15 protein-coding genes are annotated in these 16,674 nt (G+C 38.7%); 2 read left to right on the forward strand and 13 right to left on the reverse strand.

Annotated features, from left to right (window positions below; all coding sequences use genetic code 11):
- Positions 1-241: 241 nt before the first annotated feature.
- From Q2U82_RS08135 to Q2U82_RS08145, 3 genes are all read right to left on the reverse strand, one after another.
- Positions 242-1,000: a LytR/AlgR family response regulator transcription factor gene (locus Q2U82_RS08135; protein ID WP_410004379.1), complete on the reverse strand. Its 759-nt coding sequence runs from the start codon at positions 998-1,000 to the stop codon at positions 242-244.
- A complete protein-coding gene (locus Q2U82_RS08140; protein WP_410004380.1) occupies positions 1,000-2,880 on the reverse strand; it encodes a tetratricopeptide repeat protein in 1,881 nt (626 codons plus the stop codon). Before Q2U82_RS08140 ends, Q2U82_RS08135 begins: the two co-directional genes overlap by 1 nt.
- Before the next feature lie 164 nt (positions 2,881-3,044).
- Complete coding sequence (locus tag Q2U82_RS08145; RefSeq protein WP_410004381.1) at positions 3,045-4,292, reverse strand: YCF48-related protein; 1,248 nt, start codon at positions 4,290-4,292, stop codon at positions 3,045-3,047.
- Between the two features lie 330 nt (positions 4,293-4,622).
- On the opposite strand from Q2U82_RS08145, the gene Q2U82_RS08150 reads away from it, so the two are divergent.
- Complete coding sequence (locus Q2U82_RS08150) at positions 4,623-5,894, forward strand: DEAD/DEAH box helicase (RefSeq protein ID WP_410004382.1); 1,272 nt, start codon at positions 4,623-4,625, stop codon at positions 5,892-5,894.
- 110 nt (positions 5,895-6,004) lie between these two features.
- Here the strand turns inward: Q2U82_RS08150 and Q2U82_RS08155 are convergent, their stop codons facing one another.
- From Q2U82_RS08155 to Q2U82_RS08200, 10 genes are all read right to left on the reverse strand, one after another.
- Entirely contained in the window at positions 6,005-6,589 is a 585-nt protein-coding gene (locus tag Q2U82_RS08155) for a c-type cytochrome (RefSeq protein WP_410004383.1), read from the reverse strand.
- A gap of 201 nt (positions 6,590-6,790) precedes the next feature.
- Positions 6,791-7,846 carry an ACR3 family arsenite efflux transporter gene (gene arsB, locus Q2U82_RS08160; RefSeq protein ID WP_410004384.1) on the reverse strand — a complete coding sequence of 352 codons (1,056 nt, stop codon included), beginning with the start codon at positions 7,844-7,846 and terminating at the stop codon, positions 6,791-6,793.
- Between the two features lie 3 nt (positions 7,847-7,849).
- A complete protein-coding gene (locus Q2U82_RS08165; protein ID WP_410004385.1) occupies positions 7,850-8,467 on the reverse strand; it encodes a protein-tyrosine-phosphatase in 618 nt (205 codons plus the stop codon).
- A 12-nt stretch (positions 8,468-8,479) separates the two neighbouring features.
- On the reverse strand, positions 8,480-9,010 hold the full coding sequence (locus Q2U82_RS08170) for an N-acetyltransferase family protein (RefSeq protein ID WP_410004386.1): 531 nt from the start codon (positions 9,008-9,010) through the stop codon (positions 8,480-8,482).
- Positions 8,970-9,437 (reverse strand): DUF6428 family protein, encoded by a 468-nt coding sequence (locus tag Q2U82_RS08175; protein WP_410004387.1) that lies wholly within the window; start codon positions 9,435-9,437, stop codon positions 8,970-8,972. Before Q2U82_RS08175 ends, Q2U82_RS08170 begins: the two co-directional genes overlap by 41 nt.
- A 19-nt stretch (positions 9,438-9,456) precedes the next feature.
- A complete protein-coding gene (locus Q2U82_RS08180) occupies positions 9,457-9,789 on the reverse strand; it encodes an ArsR/SmtB family transcription factor (protein ID WP_410004388.1) in 333 nt (110 codons plus the stop codon).
- 78 nt (positions 9,790-9,867) lie between these two features.
- Positions 9,868-11,169 carry an APC family permease gene (locus Q2U82_RS08185; protein ID WP_410004389.1) on the reverse strand — a complete coding sequence of 434 codons (1,302 nt, stop codon included), beginning with the start codon at positions 11,167-11,169 and terminating at the stop codon, positions 9,868-9,870.
- 33 nt (positions 11,170-11,202) lie between these two features.
- Positions 11,203-11,766, reverse strand: coding sequence for a hypothetical protein (locus Q2U82_RS08190; protein ID WP_410004390.1), 564 nt, complete (start codon positions 11,764-11,766; stop codon positions 11,203-11,205).
- Positions 11,763-12,227: a GNAT family N-acetyltransferase gene (locus tag Q2U82_RS08195; RefSeq protein ID WP_410004391.1), complete on the reverse strand. Its 465-nt coding sequence runs from the start codon at positions 12,225-12,227 to the stop codon at positions 11,763-11,765. Before Q2U82_RS08195 ends, Q2U82_RS08190 begins: the two co-directional genes overlap by 4 nt.
- A 105-nt stretch (positions 12,228-12,332) precedes the next feature.
- Complete coding sequence (locus Q2U82_RS08200) at positions 12,333-14,075, reverse strand: FG-GAP-like repeat-containing protein (RefSeq protein WP_410004392.1); 1,743 nt, start codon at positions 14,073-14,075, stop codon at positions 12,333-12,335.
- Between the two features lie 424 nt (positions 14,076-14,499).
- Between Q2U82_RS08200 and Q2U82_RS08205 the strand changes: the two genes are divergently transcribed.
- Positions 14,500-16,632, forward strand: a complete 2,133-nt coding sequence (locus tag Q2U82_RS08205) for a DPP IV N-terminal domain-containing protein (protein ID WP_410004393.1) — start codon at positions 14,500-14,502, stop codon at positions 16,630-16,632.
- Positions 16,633-16,674: the final 42 nt, after the last annotated feature.

Genomic DNA, 16,674 nt, shown 5'->3' on the forward strand with positions numbered 1-16,674 from the left:
AAAAATGTTGCGGGGAGTGCATCTAAATAACTGACAATCAGAGAATATTAAAAGCGATTTAGGACGAAGAAGGTCAATTTCTGTCCGAAGGGATGGTTTTATTTGCCGAACAAGAAAAATTAAGATTGAACACACGACGTTTGAATACACGACGGATTGTTATAAATCATTATTAAGTATTTCATTTATAATAATTTAAGAGGCGTGGCTCCAATCGTTTTGGTTCAAACAGTCAAAAAATTTAAATGGTTTGCAGTCGCTTAAGGAGTTCTGTGCGCATGGCTTTGCTCATCGGGATGGCTTTTTTTGAAATAACAACATGCGTACCCGCCACCTCGTCTATCTGTGAAAGGTTGATAATATAACTACGATGAATTCTGAGAAAATGGTTTTGAGGAAGTTTTTCGTCAATATCCTTTAAGGTCATAACCAAAAGGTATTCTCTATCCTGCGAAAAAATGCGGCAATAGTTTCGGTCTGCTTCTATGTAATAGATGTCTTTAATATCTATTTTCAGCATTTTTTCGTTGTGGCGCACGAAGATTCGGTCATTTAGAATGAAATCGGTATTTCCATTTGTTGTTTTGGAATCTTCGCCATTGCTATTTTCCGAAGATTTTTCCAAAGTAATTCTGTCAACAGTAAGTTCAATAGCGCGCTGCAGATCCAGTTTTTTAAAGGGTTTTGAAATAAAAGCGTAAGGATGGGTTTCCTTGGCGCGATTAAAATGTGCCTCATCGGCATTTGCAGTGAGATAGATAATCGGGATGTTGTAATGCTTTTGAATTTCGCGGGCGGTTTCTATACCGTCCAGTTCACCTTTTAGCCGAATGTCCAATAAAATAATGTGCGGCTGATCTACTTTTATATGTGAAAGCGCTTCCTCTCCGCGTGGCAGAATCCCGATAACTTCATAACCCAGCTCACTGAGCTGTAATGAGATATTGGCAGCAATAACCATTTCATCTTCAACAATCAATATTTTTATAGCATTCCCCATTAAGCTATTTTGAAGTTTTTAAAATTGAAAAATACAGCCGTTCCGTTTTTGTGGTCTTCGGAAATAGTGCCGTTCAATTGTTGCGTCAATAGCTGAATTAATTGCGTGCCAAACCCGGTGCCTTTGGGTTTAGAGCCTTGCGTTTTACCAATGCCATTGTCTGTAACTTTTAGCAGAAGATCATTATTTTCTTTAACTAGACTAATCTTAATCTGTCCTTTAGTCCCTTCTGGAAAGGCGTATTTCAGTGCATTGGTTAAAAGTTCGTTTACAATGAGTCCAATAGGTACTGCCGTGTCCACATCTAAGTTGAGGTCGTCCATCGCACATTCAATCTTCACTTTTTCTTCTGCATTAAAAGTGTCCAGCACACCTTCGCCAAGATTTATAAAGTAATCCTTCATTTCTATGCTGCCCAAGTTTTCGCCTTGATATAGTTTTTGGTGAATAATGCCCATACTCTGCACTCTGTTTTGGCTGGCGAGCATCGCTTCCTTACTGGCGCCGTCTTCCAGTTTTGCCGATTGAAGGGCGATAAGACTTTTCACCATTTCGAGATTGTTTTTTACGCGGTGGTGAATTTCTTTCAGCAGCAATTCGTTTTGACGGTTTTTGGCGTCCAATTCAATATTAATGGCGGCCAAGGCTTTTCGTTTTTTGCGGATGTTTTTCAGCGTAAAATACATTCCGAAGAGAATTACGCCAAGCAAACCCGCAATGCCAATATAAAGCCATTGGGTCTTTCGCTGCTGCGCAATTTTTGTCTGTTGGCTCATAATTTCCATATCCTTCTGCGCAGTTTCATATTTTACTTGTAGTTCGCTATCCTTCCTCGCTATAATGGTATTGAGGTATTCTGTGTGGCCTTGTTCGTATAGTTCGTGATATTCCAGCGCGTTTTTATAATCGCCCAGTTCACTATAAATATTGGAAACGTGCATATAGTTTTCCCAAAGATTTTTGGTGTTGCCTATGCGTTTCATAATTTCTATTGCTCTTAAATTGTAGGGTAGGGCTTCGGCATATTTTCCTTGTAAAATATAAACGTGTCCAATATTTGCTGTTGGCGGCATCATGTATCGGGTAAACCCAATTTTCTCGGCACCTTCGTAACAGCGGTTGTAATCTGCAATTGCCTCAGGATACTTTTCCATGTACTTATAGATATTCCCGCGACCATTATAGCAGGCCAAGAGCGGTGGGCCGTTTTCGCCAATTTTTTTATAGAGACTGAGGGCGTGGTTCATATTTTCAAGGCTTTCATCGAGATTGCCGAGAAACAGTTGGTTTTCTGCAAGGCGTCTGTAGGAGAGGGCCATATCTTCGTCATACCCATATTTTTCTTGAATGGCGATTGCTTTTTTACAATATTCGGCACCTTCGGCATAACTGTCTGAATAGTAAAGCAGGTCGCTTATTTTTGTGTAGCATTGTCCAATTCCGCGCTGATCGTTTATTTTTTCATAAATCGCCAATGCTTTGTAAACTGCTTCGGAGCCTTTGTCATATTCCGCGGTACCGCTGTAGTTGGTTACCAATAAAAGATAGGTGTCTGCCAAGGATTTGTTCATTTCCTGTTTTTTATAAACGGAAATTGCCTTCTGCAAGTAAATTATGGAGGAATCAAGAACGGTATGGTCTTCGTGCCATTTTGCTAAGCCAATATAGGCTTCCCCGAGCGTTTTAAAATCCTTGTTTTTTTGGGATAGTTGAATTGATTTTTTGAAATTGTTATATTCCAAAAGGGTATCCTTCGTTCTTTCAAGCTTTTGTTCTAAAAAAGAACTTTTAAGTGTGTCTTCTTGTGTTTTGGAAGAAGTTTGGGGAAGACTGCTCCACGAAACGCAAGCTAATACTGCAGTGAGTAGTAGTCGTTTCATTGTTGTAATAATTGGTTGTTAGTTGATTATAAAGATAGAAAGAATTCTTAGATAATCGGTTATTGCAACCAAGTAGAGGTATCTTCTCTTTTGAAAATTGATCTTTTTTCATAAAAAAGGGCGAATATTCATTCGCCCCTCTCTCCAAAAAAAACAATCGAAAATTATTGTTTCAAAAATTTCATACTGCTTGTTTGGTTATTGCTGGTAGCGGTAACCAAATAGATTCCGTTGGAATAAGCGGAAACATCGGCGCTGAAAGTATTGGTTTCGTTTTTGAACGACGCCAACAACTGTCCGGTCACACTGTAAATGTTTACGTTTTCAATCTTTTCAGAATTTGATTGAATGTTGAAGGTTTTAGCATTTGGATTGTAAAAACTTACAAGTTCATTTATGTTGAATTGATTATCTTCAGTACCCAAAAATACATCTTCAAATTTTATCATTTTTCCCTGTGAACCACAGATCAAACCAGATCCATCCCCAAAAAGTCCTACTTCATATAAGGTTGAAGTACCGGGGCCATTAAAAAGTACGTTCCAAGTGGCGCCATTGTCTTCAGAAAAATAAACATCTTCATCTGTTCCGCCAGCCAATAATTCATCGTCTTTATATTTTAAAGCATAAAAGTTATGGTATCCTGTGGCAAATTCACTCCAATTATCTCCGCTATCGTGGGTAGTCAATAATTTACCATCTTCTGCAGCCACTATGCCGTTGTCCACATCTTTAAAGTAAACTGAAAATGCATAAAGCTGTGGAGTTCCAGAATAAATCTGCGTCCAAGTATCACCACCATCAGTAGATTTGCTAATCAATTCATTGTTGCCAACAGAAAAAAGTGTAGTTTCATCAGCATAGGCCATTGAATAGCTTCCGGCATTGTCTATACTTGATGTAGGCGTCCAAGTATCACCACCATCCGTAGTTTTGTACATTTCAAAATAGGGCGAAGTGTTCAATAGAGCAGCCGTTATACCAATATTTTCATCAAAAAAAGTAAGGCTTTTGTATAAATATACATCGGTACCAACTGTTATGTCAGTCCAAGTAGCCCCGCCATCCTCGGTTTTTAAAAAGATATCATAGCCTACAGCGAAGCCTTTATCTTCGGTTATAAATTCAATCTTTTCAAAACTTGGCGAAGTTCCGCTTGTTGGATAAATGGTATTCCAAGTTTCACCACCATCCACGGTTTTTATAATTACACCTTCGGAATTCTGTGTGTTCTGGGAACCCGCTGAATAGGCTACATTATTCTGTCCTGCTGGAATGGTAAGGTCAAAAAGGATAAAGTCCGTGCCAGAATCTTTGTACTCAAAAGTCTGTGCTTCGGTAGCCATAGCAGCTCCAAGACTCAGCGCAATACTTAAAATAAAAGTTTTTAGGGGAAATGTAAAAGTTTTCATTTTTATTAGGTTTATTAATTATAGATTATGCAAAAGTAGAAGTGTAAATGTTTTTTCCTGTTAAATGAAAATCGTTAACCGTTCATTAACCTAAACGATAATCCATAAATAAACCCTATAAAACCCCCACGCAGAAAATTAACCGTACCTTCGCTGCTTATTAAAACCGTCTTCTTAGTTTTAAAAGTCTTTCAAAAGATCGAATTCTAAAAGCGCCGCGATATACTATCTCCAAGCGCAGCGGTCAAAAACAAATACAAAGTGTAAGTTTCCAGATTCAAAAAATCGAAGAATCCAAAAGCGAAGCACTCCAATAATCTAAAATACTATATGTCATTTAAATCACTTGGGCTGTCCGATGCCCTGCTGAAAGCAATCAGCAAAAAAGGATATGAAACGCCTTCGGCAATTCAACAAAAAGCAATTCCCTTAATTTTGGAACGAAAAGACGTGCTGGCCTCTGCCCAAACGGGAAGCGGTAAAACTGCGGGCTTTGCATTGCCCATGCTTCAAATATTGAACAATCAACCTCCTTTGCGCCAACGTCCCGTTCGCGCATTAATACTTACCCCAACCCGAGAACTTGCAGCACAGGTGCAGGATGAGTTTAAGGAATACAGCGAATTTACCGACCTTCGCTCCACTGTTATTTTTGGTGGCGTGGGCGCCAATCCCCAAATTCGAGCACTTCGAAATGGCGTGGATATTTTGGTGGCGACGCCGGGCAGGTTGCTCGATTTGGAACAGCAAAATGCACTCTCCCTTTCAAAAGTTGAAATCCTTGTTTTGGATGAAGCAGATAGAATGCTCGATATGGGTTTTCTGCGCGATATTAAAAAAATACTTGCTTTACTGCCTTCGAAAAGACAGAATCTGCTTTTCTCGGCAACTTTTTCAAAAGAAATAAAAAAATTGGCGAATGAGTTTCTAAATCATCCTGTTTTAGTAGAAGCGACGCCCGAAAATACTACCGTAGAAAAAATTGACCAAACCGTTTATAGGGTCGATAAAGCTCAAAAAACGGATCTGATCATAAAACTTATTTCCGAAGGAAACTGGCAACAGGTTTTGGTTTTTACGAGAACCAAGCACGGCGCCAACCGTTTGAGTGAAAAACTTGAAAAAGCGAAAATCACTTCGGCCGCCATTCATGGCAATAAAAGCCAAGGCGCGCGTACCAGAGCATTGTCTGGATTTAAGGAAGGGAAAGTACGCGTTCTGGTTGCAACCGATATTGCAGCCCGCGGATTGGACATTCCATTGTTGCCACACGTTATCAATTTTGAATTGCCCAACGTTTCCGAAGATTATGTACACCGCATTGGCCGGACCGGAAGGGCAGGAGCCAGTGGCGAAGCGCTTTCATTAGTAAGTCTTGATGAGGTTGGGTACTTAAAGGACATTGAAAAGTTGATTGGTGAACGGCTTCAACCTAAAATACTTTCGGATTTTCAACCTACGGAAACCATGGCCGAAGTAAAAGCCGCGGAAGAAGAAAAGAAAAGAGAAAAAGCACAACGCCACAGCCGTGGCCGCAATTCTGGCACGAAGGTAAACACACATTCCAAAAAAAACAGCAATAGAAATAAGGGAAGAAGGTAAATGCTTCTTTTTCGGTTTTCACTTTAAATTTTACTGTCTTTTATTGAATCGGTCCGTTCCGAAAAGATAAAAGACAGTAATTACATTTCATATTGTTTTGATGTTTTCCATTAGGCTTTTGGCGGAATTGGAGGCGGCACAAGGTTTGACACTGGCTTTATACTTTGCAGATATGCAAACATTGCTTTTAAATCGGCATCCGGTAAATTTGAAATGGATTGCCAAGGCATAGGTGGTAGCAAAGGTCTGTTGTTTTCCATTCCTTTGTACTTTCCGTGCTTAATGGCTGTTAAAAACTGCGCTTCCGTCCATCCACCGATGCCGGTATCATCGGGAGTGAGGTTAGCGGCGAAGGATGTTCCCCAAGGACCGATGGCTGCAGTAAGTCCAGGCGTGAAAAGAAGATATGACTTTGCGGTTTCCACATCATAAGCTCCCAAGACTTCATTAGCAGGGTGTCCGGAAAGCAAACGATCTGGATCAATAATAGGTCCTTTATCTGTCATTTTTTTTGGGGAATGACAATCATGGCAGCCTGTTGCGGTAACGAGCATCTCTCCACGTTTTATTGGTGATACCTCCACTTCAGTTGTTTTGGGTTCATACATTTTTGGTGTATCCTTTTCCTTTTTTTCAGAATTGCAGCCCACCATTATAATACAAAGCGCAGCTAACGTTAAAAATTGTTTTCTCATAATTTGGTTGATTTTTATTTAGTTACCCAAATTTAGAAAATTTAATGTTTCGTTTTTAAAACTGACTCGTGTTTTTATCTGAAAATTAGATACTTATGGCTATTGTTTTGGTAAAAATTGTTTTGACGTTTTGTGTTGATACGAATTGATTTCCAGTTGTTCTGTGTTCTTATATTGACATTTAGAAATGCACGGTTTTTATTAATGTGAAAACTTTTCTTGTCCAAAATATTTCTTCCGTAGCCAAAAAGAAACCCGCACCAATAAAATCAAAGCTGGAACTTCTACCAAGGGTCCGATAACTCCTGTAAAAGCTTGACCAGAATTTAACCCGAAAACGGCAATGGCCACTGCAATGGCCAATTCAAAATTGTTGCCGGCCGCCGTAAAGGCAACCGCTGCAGTTTTGTCGTAGGTTGTCCCCATCGCTTTTGTAACGAAAAATCCAATAAGGAACATCAGCGCAAAATAAATTAGCAATGGCACGGCTATAATCAAAACATCCATTGGTATTTGCACAATCAATTCACCTTTTAGGGAGAACATGACTATAATGGTGAACAAAAGCGCAATCAGGGTTATGGGAGAAATTGCAGGAATAAATTTCTGATTGTACCACACTTCGCCTTTAAGTTTCACTAAAATAAGTCTGCTCAGTATTCCCATTACAAAGGGAATTCCCAAATAAATGGCAACACTCTCGGCTATGGTGGCTATGGAAATATCCACAATAGCCCCCTCAAACCCAAAATAGGGCGGAAGCACGGTAATAAAAAGCCAAGCGTAAAAACTATAGGCAAAAACCTGAAAAATACTGTTCAGCGCAACCAGCCCCGCACCGTATTCACTGCTGCCTTCGGCGAGGTCGTTCCAAACCAAAACCATGGCGATGCAACGTGCCAAACCAATCAAAATAAGTCCGACCATATATTCTGGATAATCGCTTAAAAAGATTATTGCCAGAATAAACATCAACACAGGGCCAATAATCCAATTGAGAACAAGCGAAATAGAAAGGATTTTTGTATTTCGGAAAACCTTTGGCAATAGTGCGTAATTCACCTTTGCCAGAGGCGGATACATCATTAATATCAAACCAATGGCTATGGGAATGTTTGTGCTGCCACTATTGAAGGAATTTAGGAACTCCGGAAAATTGGGCGCAAAATAACCGATGCCAACGCCCAGCGCCATCGCAATAAAAATCCAAAGCGTGAGATAACTGTCGAGAAAACTTAATTTTTTAGTTGAAGCCATTTTTTATGAAATGATTTGTGAAAAAACAAATTTCATCTCGGTCGCGATCTGGATACTGCGTTCCAAATACACTTCTTTTTGCTGGGGAGTGCCATCTGAAATTTTTGGGTCTTCATACATTATGGAAATACGCTTTTCGGAACCCGCTACAAATGGACAACCGCCATCTGCTTGGGAACATGTCATTATCGCTGCAAATGCACTTTGCGGATTGAAATCGTCATCATATTTTTTTGAAAAAGCGATAACAGGTTTTGCTCCCAACGAATAGTTTATGCTATAAAGTGGATTTTTACTGTCGCCTTCCTTTGAAATTTCAAATCCAATGTTTTCCAAGGTTTCAATAACAATTGGATAAACTGCTGTGGCTTCAGTGCCTCCAGAAAAACATTCAACTTTTGGAATATTAAAATATTCCGAAATTGCCTGAGCCCAAACCTGAGTCAAATGGCTTCGTCTTGAATTGTGGGTGCAGATAAAGTTCAGCTGAATTTTTTGCTTGTTTTGTACTTTTAAATTTATATAGTCAACAAGAGGTTGCAAAATACTTTTCCGCTCTTCGGAAAGACTTGCTGTATCTAATGTTTTTATATATTCCTGTATTGGTTTCAGTAGCTTCATTTAAGAATTTTTTTATACTCCAATTATTTTACTGCGGCGTTCCAAAAGCACGTTGTCTTTCCAAACGCCATGAAGTTGTCCCACTTTTTCTTTGTAACCCACTTCGCGAAAGCCGCATTTTATATGCAATTTATGGCTAGCTACATTGTCACGGAATATTCCCGATTGCAATGTCCAGATATTGTTGGCTTCACTAATTTCAATTAAATTCTTCAGAAGAAATGTTCCCGCACCCTTTCCTCTTGCTGTTTCCGCAACATACACGCTCACTTCGGCAACGCCACCGTAAACACAGCGACTGGACACAGGGGAGAGCGATGCCCAACCTAAATAGTCGTCTGCTTCCACCGCCAAAATTCTACCGAAAGAAAGATGCCCAGCGTCCCACTTTTCCCAATTGGGAATTGTGGTTTCAAATGTCGCCGTTCCCGTTAACAAACCTTCGCCATAAATTCTGGCGACTTCGGGATAGTTTTCTGCTGAAATTTCAATCAGTTTCATACTAGCAGCAATTGCCATCTGGCGAGCAACAAGGTTCGTCATTTATTTCGGCAAGTTTCCTTTTTGGTTTTTCAGCAGGAATCCCGCAGTTTTCTTTGGCTAGACAATCGGTTTGTTTTGTGGTTAGCAAGAAGTTTTTACCGTCAAAGTCCAAACCAAATTTGCCGATTGTTTCTGCTTGATATTCAACCTCAATTTCCAAATCCTCAAGCCCAAGTACTTTTTCTGAAAGACCAATAATGTTTGATAATTTTTCGGGATGTAAACGGTGGTTGTAATCATCAGCATTCCAAAGTTGGAAGTTTGCCACTTCCTCATTGCGGACCGTACCGCCGCAATCTATAAAGTGTTTAGTAATTTTCCCTACTTCGGTTACGTGAAAATGTGTTGGGACCAATTCTCCGTTTGGAAGCATAAAGGTTATTTGCTCTAAATTATTTAAATGGTTTTTTATTTCTGATAGTTTCATAATAATGTGTTTTTATAGTTTAACAACAATTGTTTTTATTTTCAATGTCTTGGTCCAGAAACTGGTTCATAACCGTTTTCATAGCAGTCCAATTTTCTTGGTGAATGCAATAACAAATGCTTGTGCCTTCAATACTTCCTTTTATCAATCCTAGATTTTTCAGCTCTTTTAAATGTTGTGAAATTGTGGGTTGTGCAAGACCAATTTCTTCCACCAAATCGCCACAAATGCAAGCATTTATTTTAAAAAGATACTGAAGAATGGCCACTCGTGCTGGATGTCCAAAGGCTTTAGCGAACATCGCCACTTGGTTTTGTTGATCGGTAAATATTTCTGTTTTGGTAATTCCCATTTTCTTTATATTTATTCATTGCAATATTACGATTAAAGAATTAAAACGCAATAAAATTTTTAAAAAAAATGATTTTTTTTATTGTTTGGTTTTTGAAAATTTCTTTTTATAAGCCCATTCCGCTATAAAACAAATGCAGATAATTCCAAGGGAAATAGATACTCCCAACAAGTTTGAAGTGGATTGTTGGACAATTAAAACAACAAAGGCGGTGGCAGAAAGCAAGGCTCCAATCAAGCTGATGGTTTTACTCGCTTTTATTTTTTCCGCTTTGCGGAAACTTACAAAGTTTACAACTGCAAAAATCAACAAGAACCCTGCACTGCCAGAAGTTGAAATGCTTTCTAAGTTTAAAAAATTTGCTGTTAACAATGTGAGTATTACCGTAATGATTAAACCAATGGGTTTATTCCAAAATTGGTCTGTAAATGAATGAGGCAATTCATCATCTTCGGCAAGTTCATAGCTCACCCGACTACCACCATAAAGTGTTGCATTTATAGCTGAGAATGTTGAAATAAGTGCGGCAACCGTCATAATTGTAAAACCAATTTGACCAATCATTGGTTTAGCGGCTGCTGCCAAAACATAGTCTTTAGCGGTTGCTATTTTGTCAAAACTTAAAGAACCTACGGTTACCATCGCAATAATTATATAAAGTAAAACCACAAAACCGACGGAGATAAAATAGGCGCGGGAAACATTTTTCTTCGGATTTTCTAAATCTGGGACGGCATTGGCAATAAGCTCAAAACCTTCGTACGCTACAAAAATCACCATTCCGCCCGTAAGTAATAAAAACGGACTTTCCCAGTTTGTTGGATTGAGCTGTGAAAGATTAGCATTTCCGAATAAGCCATAAATTCCAATTCCTGCGAAGGCCAATAAAATAAATAGTTTTACAAAAACCGCAAGGCTTTCAATTTTGCCCACAACTTTTAAACTGTAGTAATTTATAAGCGTCGCCAATAAAATAACCCCGCTCACAAAAATGTGGGTGTCAATTCCTTTTGAACCAGTAATGGAAATTAAATTAGGTGCATAACTACCAAACGCACTGGCGTAAAGCGATAGCATAATTATATAGCTAATCCACAACACATTATTGATGCCGCCACTAAAAACTCCTTTGCCAAAACCCTCATTCACAAACCGAACGGTTCCGCCCCTGTCTGGAAAAGACAACGATAGTTTTGAATAACTATAGGCAGTGAACAAGGCAATAATACCTGCAAAAAGGAAGGCCAAGGGTGTGCCTCCTTTGGCTAAGGAAACCGCCAACCCTAAAACCGCAAAAATTCCCCCACCCACCATACCGCCAATACCAATGGCTATGGCGTCTTTTAGTTTTATTGTGTCGGAGGATTTTTTAGTTGCCATTTATTTTTCTGAAATTAGTTAAAATTAAAATCGCTACAAATCGAATAATTTTTCAAAAGAATCAAAATGATGCTTTTCCGTTCTAAGTGAAATTGATAACAGATTATTCTTAAGATTTACGGAATAGATTTCACTTGTATTAAAGAGTGGACTGAGTTTTTGTTGCAAAATTTCTATAAGACTAACATTGTTTTCAGCTCCCTTAATTAAATAAGCTTTTGAAAAGTTATACCTTTTCAGGTTTCTGTTGAAGAGCTTTTGCATCAAGCCAATACTATCTTTTCTTCTTATTTCAAATTCTGAATTATGCGATCCAACCCAAGGTGTTGACCATTCTGCTGCCGTAAGTAGATTTTGCTTTTTTGAAGAAAGTATTAAGTTTCCGGTAGAAGTGTAGGTTGCTTTTTTATATTTTAAACTCCACGGTTTTGGCGCCATTATCTCCCCTTGAATATAATAAGACCAAGCGTTGTATTTGCCTTTTACCTTGCCATTTTTACTGGCGATGTAATTTTCAAATTCCCTGCAGAAGTCTTCGTTTATTTTATAGAAGGGAGATGTTATTTCGGCTGAAGAAGCATTAGATTTTATCTTCATACGTCTTGTTTTTTCAATAGCTTCTCAAAACAAATACTGTTTTCCACTCCAGCATATTGACCGTAATTGTCTATAAATCTATAACCGCATTTTTTATAAAGTGAAATGGCCTCGGGTTGTTTAATACCAGTTTCCAATATACATTTTGAGTTGCCCAGTTCCTTTGCCCAAGTTTCCAGTTCTTTTAAAACTTCCACGGCAATTCCCTTTCCGCGTTGTTCCAAAGGAACATACATTCGTTTCACTTCCATTACGTTTGGCTCAAATTGCTTAATAGCGCCGCAGCCCACGGAAGTATTATTTTCGTCATAAGCAACAACGGTATATTTTATGGAATCTATTTTATTGAATTGATCGTAAAACGGATGGTCATCGCCATCGCGAATCGCAAGGTCTGCATCGAGCTGTTTCACCAATTCAATAAAATCTTTGTTTGTGGAATCTGTGCGTAAAAGTTTCATCAATTTTGGTTTTTGGCGAAGTGAAGATACCAAAAACGTGCTGAATTTCCATAGTGGAAATCCAACACGCTCACTAACAAACCAACACTTAGGAACAGTAGGTTTCTATTTAATAATTATTTTTTGTGAGGTGACTTGGTCGTTATTGGTGATTTTCAAAATATAGGTTCCCGCATTTAAATGACTAATATCCATTTCGATAGATACTGCATTATTGTTTGTGCCTTCTTTTACTTTTCTAGCATTTAAATCAAAAATCTCAACTTTTGAATTTATATCATCCTTTGGAAAATTTACGACCAAAATATCCTCTGCAGGCACGGGATAAATTACGTAGCCATATTTAATTTGAGTAGTTATGCCCAACTGAATTCCGTTGCCTTCAACAACCAAATAAGTATTATTTCCATCAATATCCGTAAAAGTTTCAACCGCTCCCGAAGGCCACTGAATTTCAATTTCCGATACATTTGAAGCGTCGCCCAGCCCAAAATGATTTGTAAAACTATTTTGACTGCAATAGCCACTTGCGGCTTCAATCTGGCGTGTTTGCCAGATTTCGTTTCCGTTTATGGTAGCCCTAATCCGAACTTTTGCCCCAACAGCTGAGCCGTTTGATGGATCGCCAACACAGCGAATTTTTATCCAGTTATTCCCGCTTCCCGTGTTTTTGAAAAGTGAATTGCTTTGGTTTTCGTTTAATGTATTCGCCAAAATCACATCCAGCCAACCGTCATTGTTGTAATCGCCAAAAGCACAACCAAACGTATTTCCTTGGTGATTTGCCAAAGCGCTACCTGTGTCTTTGGAAAAAATACCGTTTCCATCATTTATAAAAAGGGAATTTGTTTCTTGTCCAGTAAAATAAGCATTGCAAACCAATAGGTCCAAATCGCCATCATTATCAACATCTGCAAAGGCAGAACCGAAGGAGCTTCCGGTTTCTGCTGCAATTGCAGAACTGGTTTGCTCTATAAAAGTGCCATTTTCATTTATGAAAAGCTGGTTGGTTTGCCCGCCCCAATTGGCTACAAAAAGGTCAAAATCGCCATCGTTGTCAACATCTGCCCAAGAGCTGCCAGCAGAGTTTTTTCCGTTTTGGGTAATGGGAAGGTTGGTGATTTGGGTGAAATTATTTGGCCCATCATTTCTGAAAAGTGAATTGTTGGTATTGTCTTCATTCGCAACAAACAAATCACTGTCGCCATCGCCGTCATAATCAATCCAATTTATGGAACGCGAAGCAAGGGTTTCACTGGTAATGGACAGACCAGTCACAGGTTCAAAAGAACCATCGCCCTGGTTTTCAAAATAAAGATTTCGCGTGGAAACAATACTATTTGTGATGTACGCGTCCAAAAATTGATCGTTGTTAAGGTCAATCCAATTCACCATTTCGGAATAGGTTAGCGGAATTCCAATGGCGTTGCTGGGCTCATATTCAAAAGTGCCATCGCCATTGTTCCTGTAGAAATAATTTTTCTTCCCCACGCCATTTCTGCCATAAGTTACTACCACGGCATCCAAATCGCCATCGTTGTCAACATCTGCAAAACTGGCACCGTCTGAACGGTCGTTGTCTGAAACTATATCATCAGTGGTTACGGTAGTGAAAGTGTTGTCGCCGTTGTTAATGTAAAGCATATTGTTTTGCCCAGCAGTAGGCCCGTTGGTAAAAAATATATCGTCCCAACCATCGCCATTCACATCAATAAAATTAGCACTTCGTGAGGCGGAAGGTGTTGTGGTAATGTCTTCAAAAGTTGTTTCCTCAAAAGACTGTGCTTTAATTTTTTCTAAGAAAAAGATGAAGGCACAAAGGCTAAAAAGTATCATTGATTTTGTCATAATTGTTTGATTTTGTGATTGGTTGTTAAATGCTTTCGTAAGTGTGAAAGTAATTTGAAATGTCACGGACATCTTTGATTTTGTTGTGAACGGAAGATTATTGTTTTGAATGACTGCTAAACCGTTTTAAAAATCTTTTGGAGAATGAATAATTTCTTTTGAAACCTTCAAATCTAAAGCTTATGAAAAAGACGCGAAACAATTCAGCATTGATGCAAACACCCCAAGTATGGGTTTGAGTGATGTTAATTGAAAGTGGAAAACAATAAAGCAAAAACGTTATTACCACATTTATAAAAATTCCCTTGAAGCGATAACTTAAAAATTGTTGGCTTATGCTTTAAACACAGTAAAGGTTTTTTATCTTAGCTTCCTTCAAAAATATTTGAATATTTTGTCTTTTCCGACCAAAAAAAATACACTTATGAAACATTATTTCGCCGTCCTACTTTTTGTTTTCTGTTTATTTAATAGCAACGCACAGCAAAAAGAACTCACGTTAAAAGACGCTGTTCTTGAACAATACGGAAAGTTTTATCCTGAGCATATTCAAGGTTTTCAGTGGGTTCCAGGAACAACTTCTTATGTTTATCTTGAAAATAGAACAACGCTTAAAAATGGATCTGCCGAAAATAAAAACCAAAGTGAAAGCCTTTCAATTTCGGAGGTAAATAAAACCTTAAACAGCAATTTAAAATGGTTTTCGGGAATGACGTGGAAGAATACCGATTCGTTTTATTTGGTAGATGGCAATTCCTATTATTTGTATGATTATAAACAGAAAAAAGGGAAGCTAATTTCCAAGGTTGAGGAATCTGCAGAAAATAGTACACTTCAAAATGAAACAGGAAACGTAGCTTATACAAGTGCAAACAATTTATTCATCCAAAAAGCAGATGGAACAACCGTTGCGGTTACAAATAATACGGATACAAATATTGTTTCAGGCCAAGCCATTGCTCGAAGCGAATTCGGCATTACCAACGGTATTTTCTGGTCGCCAAAAGGAAATCTGCTTGCATTTTACCAAAAAGACGAAACTGATGTTGCCGATTATCCGCTGCTAAATATCAATCCAACTCCCGGAGAATTGACTTCCATAAAATACCCAATGGCGGGACAGAAAAGTGAGCGCCCAAAAGTTGGCGTTTATAATTTGAGCACGGGGAAAACAGTTTTTATTTCTCCCACTGGAAATGTTGAAGATTATTTAACCAATCTATCGTGGACGCCCGATGAAAAAAATGTTGTTATTGCAGAATTGAACCGCGATCAAAACCATATGAAACTACAGCTTTTTGATGCTTCAAACGGAAAATTGGTGCGAACAATTTTAGAAGAAAAAAATGATAAATGGACGGAACCAGAGCATCCTGCCTATTTTTATTCAGATTCTTCCGAAGATTTTATTTGGATGAGCGAAAAGGACGGATTTATGAATCTGTATTTGTGTAATACTTCCAAAGGAATTGTAAAACAATTGACCAATAACAAATGGGTTGCTGAGGAAATAGTTGGAAATAATTCAAAAGGAACGGAGATTTATTTCACGGGAACGGGCGAATCGTCTTTGGACACTAAATTGTATTCCGTAAATATTTCAAACGGAAAACAAACCTGCCTTACTGAAACTAGCGGCACGCATAATGCCAGCGTTTCCGCAGACGGAAAATATATTTTTGATCAATATTCAAATCACGAAACACCCAACGTTGCACAGTTAATTGACAATAAAGGGAAAACAATCCAAACGTTTGTAAAAGCCGAAAACCCAATGGCCGATTATAAACTTGGAAGCACGGAAATTGGAAAACTGAAATCGCACGATGGCTTTGACCTTTACACCCGTTTGATAAAACCATCCAACTTCGACCCGAATAAAAAATATCCAGTTTTAGTATATGTTTATGGCGGGCCGCATGCACAGTTGATAACAAATTCGTGGAACGACGGCGCTTCACTTTGGATGAAATGGATGGCAGAACAAGGCTATCTCGTTTTCACTTTAGACGGAAGAGGTTCCGCAAATAGAGGTTTTGCTTTTGAAAGTGTAATTCATAGAAACGTAGGCACTGAAGAGCTGAAGGATCAATTGGTTGGGGTGGAGTATTTAAAATCCCTTCCGTATGTTGATGCAAACCGTTTGGCAATTCACGGCTGGAGCTTTGGTGGGTTTATGACGGTTTCAATGATGCTTCGCAATCCGGGAGTTTTCACCACAGGCGTCGCTGGAGGCCCAGTAACCGATTGGAAATATTACGAAATTATGTACGGCGAGCGATACATGGATACTCCGCAACAAAATCCTTCGGGCTATGAAACTGCCAGCTTGCTAAACAAGACCCAAGACCTGACAGGAAAATTATTGACAATCCACGGCTCAATAGATCCTGTGGTTGTTATGCAGCACGATCTTTCGTTGATTAAATCTTTTGTAGATAATGAAAAACAGATGGATTTCTTTGTTTACCCAATGCACGAACATAATGTGCGAGGCAAGGATAGAGTTCATTTAATGACGAAGGTTTTGGAGTATGTCATGGAGAATAATAAATAGTTTTCAGTCGCAGGCAGTGAGCGCTTGTCTTTTTAAACTTAT

Origin of the sequence: Aequorivita nionensis, from assembly GCF_046352995.1 — a bacterium.
In the GTDB taxonomy this organism is placed as follows: Bacteria; Bacteroidota; Bacteroidia; order Flavobacteriales; family Flavobacteriaceae; genus Aequorivita; species Aequorivita nionensis.

What these genes read in the sequence shown, in the direction of transcription:
- Q2U82_RS08135 (WP_410004379.1), bottom strand. Translation starts at nt 1,000, where the DNA reads ATGGGGAATGCTATAAAAATATTGATTGTTGAAGATGAAATGGTTATT.
- Q2U82_RS08140 (WP_410004380.1), bottom strand. Translation starts at nt 2,880, where the DNA reads ATGAAACGACTACTACTCACTGCAGTATTAGCTTGCGTTTCGTGGAGC.
- Q2U82_RS08145 (WP_410004381.1), bottom strand. Translation starts at nt 4,292, where the DNA reads ATGAAAACTTTTACATTTCCCCTAAAAACTTTTATTTTAAGTATTGCG.
- Q2U82_RS08150 (WP_410004382.1), top strand. Translation starts at nt 4,623, where the DNA reads ATGTCATTTAAATCACTTGGGCTGTCCGATGCCCTGCTGAAAGCAATC.
- Q2U82_RS08155 (WP_410004383.1), bottom strand. Translation starts at nt 6,589, where the DNA reads ATGAGAAAACAATTTTTAACGTTAGCTGCGCTTTGTATTATAATGGTG.
- arsB (WP_410004384.1), bottom strand. Translation starts at nt 7,846, where the DNA reads ATGGCTTCAACTAAAAAATTAAGTTTTCTCGACAGTTATCTCACGCTT.
- Q2U82_RS08165 (WP_410004385.1), bottom strand. Translation starts at nt 8,467, where the DNA reads ATGAAGCTACTGAAACCAATACAGGAATATATAAAAACATTAGATACA.
- Q2U82_RS08170 (WP_410004386.1), bottom strand. Translation starts at nt 9,010, where the DNA reads ATGACGAACCTTGTTGCTCGCCAGATGGCAATTGCTGCTAGTATGAAA.
- Q2U82_RS08175 (WP_410004387.1), bottom strand. Translation starts at nt 9,437, where the DNA reads ATGAAACTATCAGAAATAAAAAACCATTTAAATAATTTAGAGCAAATA.
- Q2U82_RS08180 (WP_410004388.1), bottom strand. Translation starts at nt 9,789, where the DNA reads ATGGGAATTACCAAAACAGAAATATTTACCGATCAACAAAACCAAGTG.
- Q2U82_RS08185 (WP_410004389.1), bottom strand. Translation starts at nt 11,169, where the DNA reads ATGGCAACTAAAAAATCCTCCGACACAATAAAACTAAAAGACGCCATA.
- Q2U82_RS08190 (WP_410004390.1), bottom strand. Translation starts at nt 11,766, where the DNA reads ATGAAGATAAAATCTAATGCTTCTTCAGCCGAAATAACATCTCCCTTC.
- Q2U82_RS08195 (WP_410004391.1), bottom strand. Translation starts at nt 12,227, where the DNA reads ATGAAACTTTTACGCACAGATTCCACAAACAAAGATTTTATTGAATTG.
- Q2U82_RS08200 (WP_410004392.1), bottom strand. Translation starts at nt 14,075, where the DNA reads ATGACAAAATCAATGATACTTTTTAGCCTTTGTGCCTTCATCTTTTTC.
- Q2U82_RS08205 (WP_410004393.1), top strand. Translation starts at nt 14,500, where the DNA reads ATGAAACATTATTTCGCCGTCCTACTTTTTGTTTTCTGTTTATTTAAT.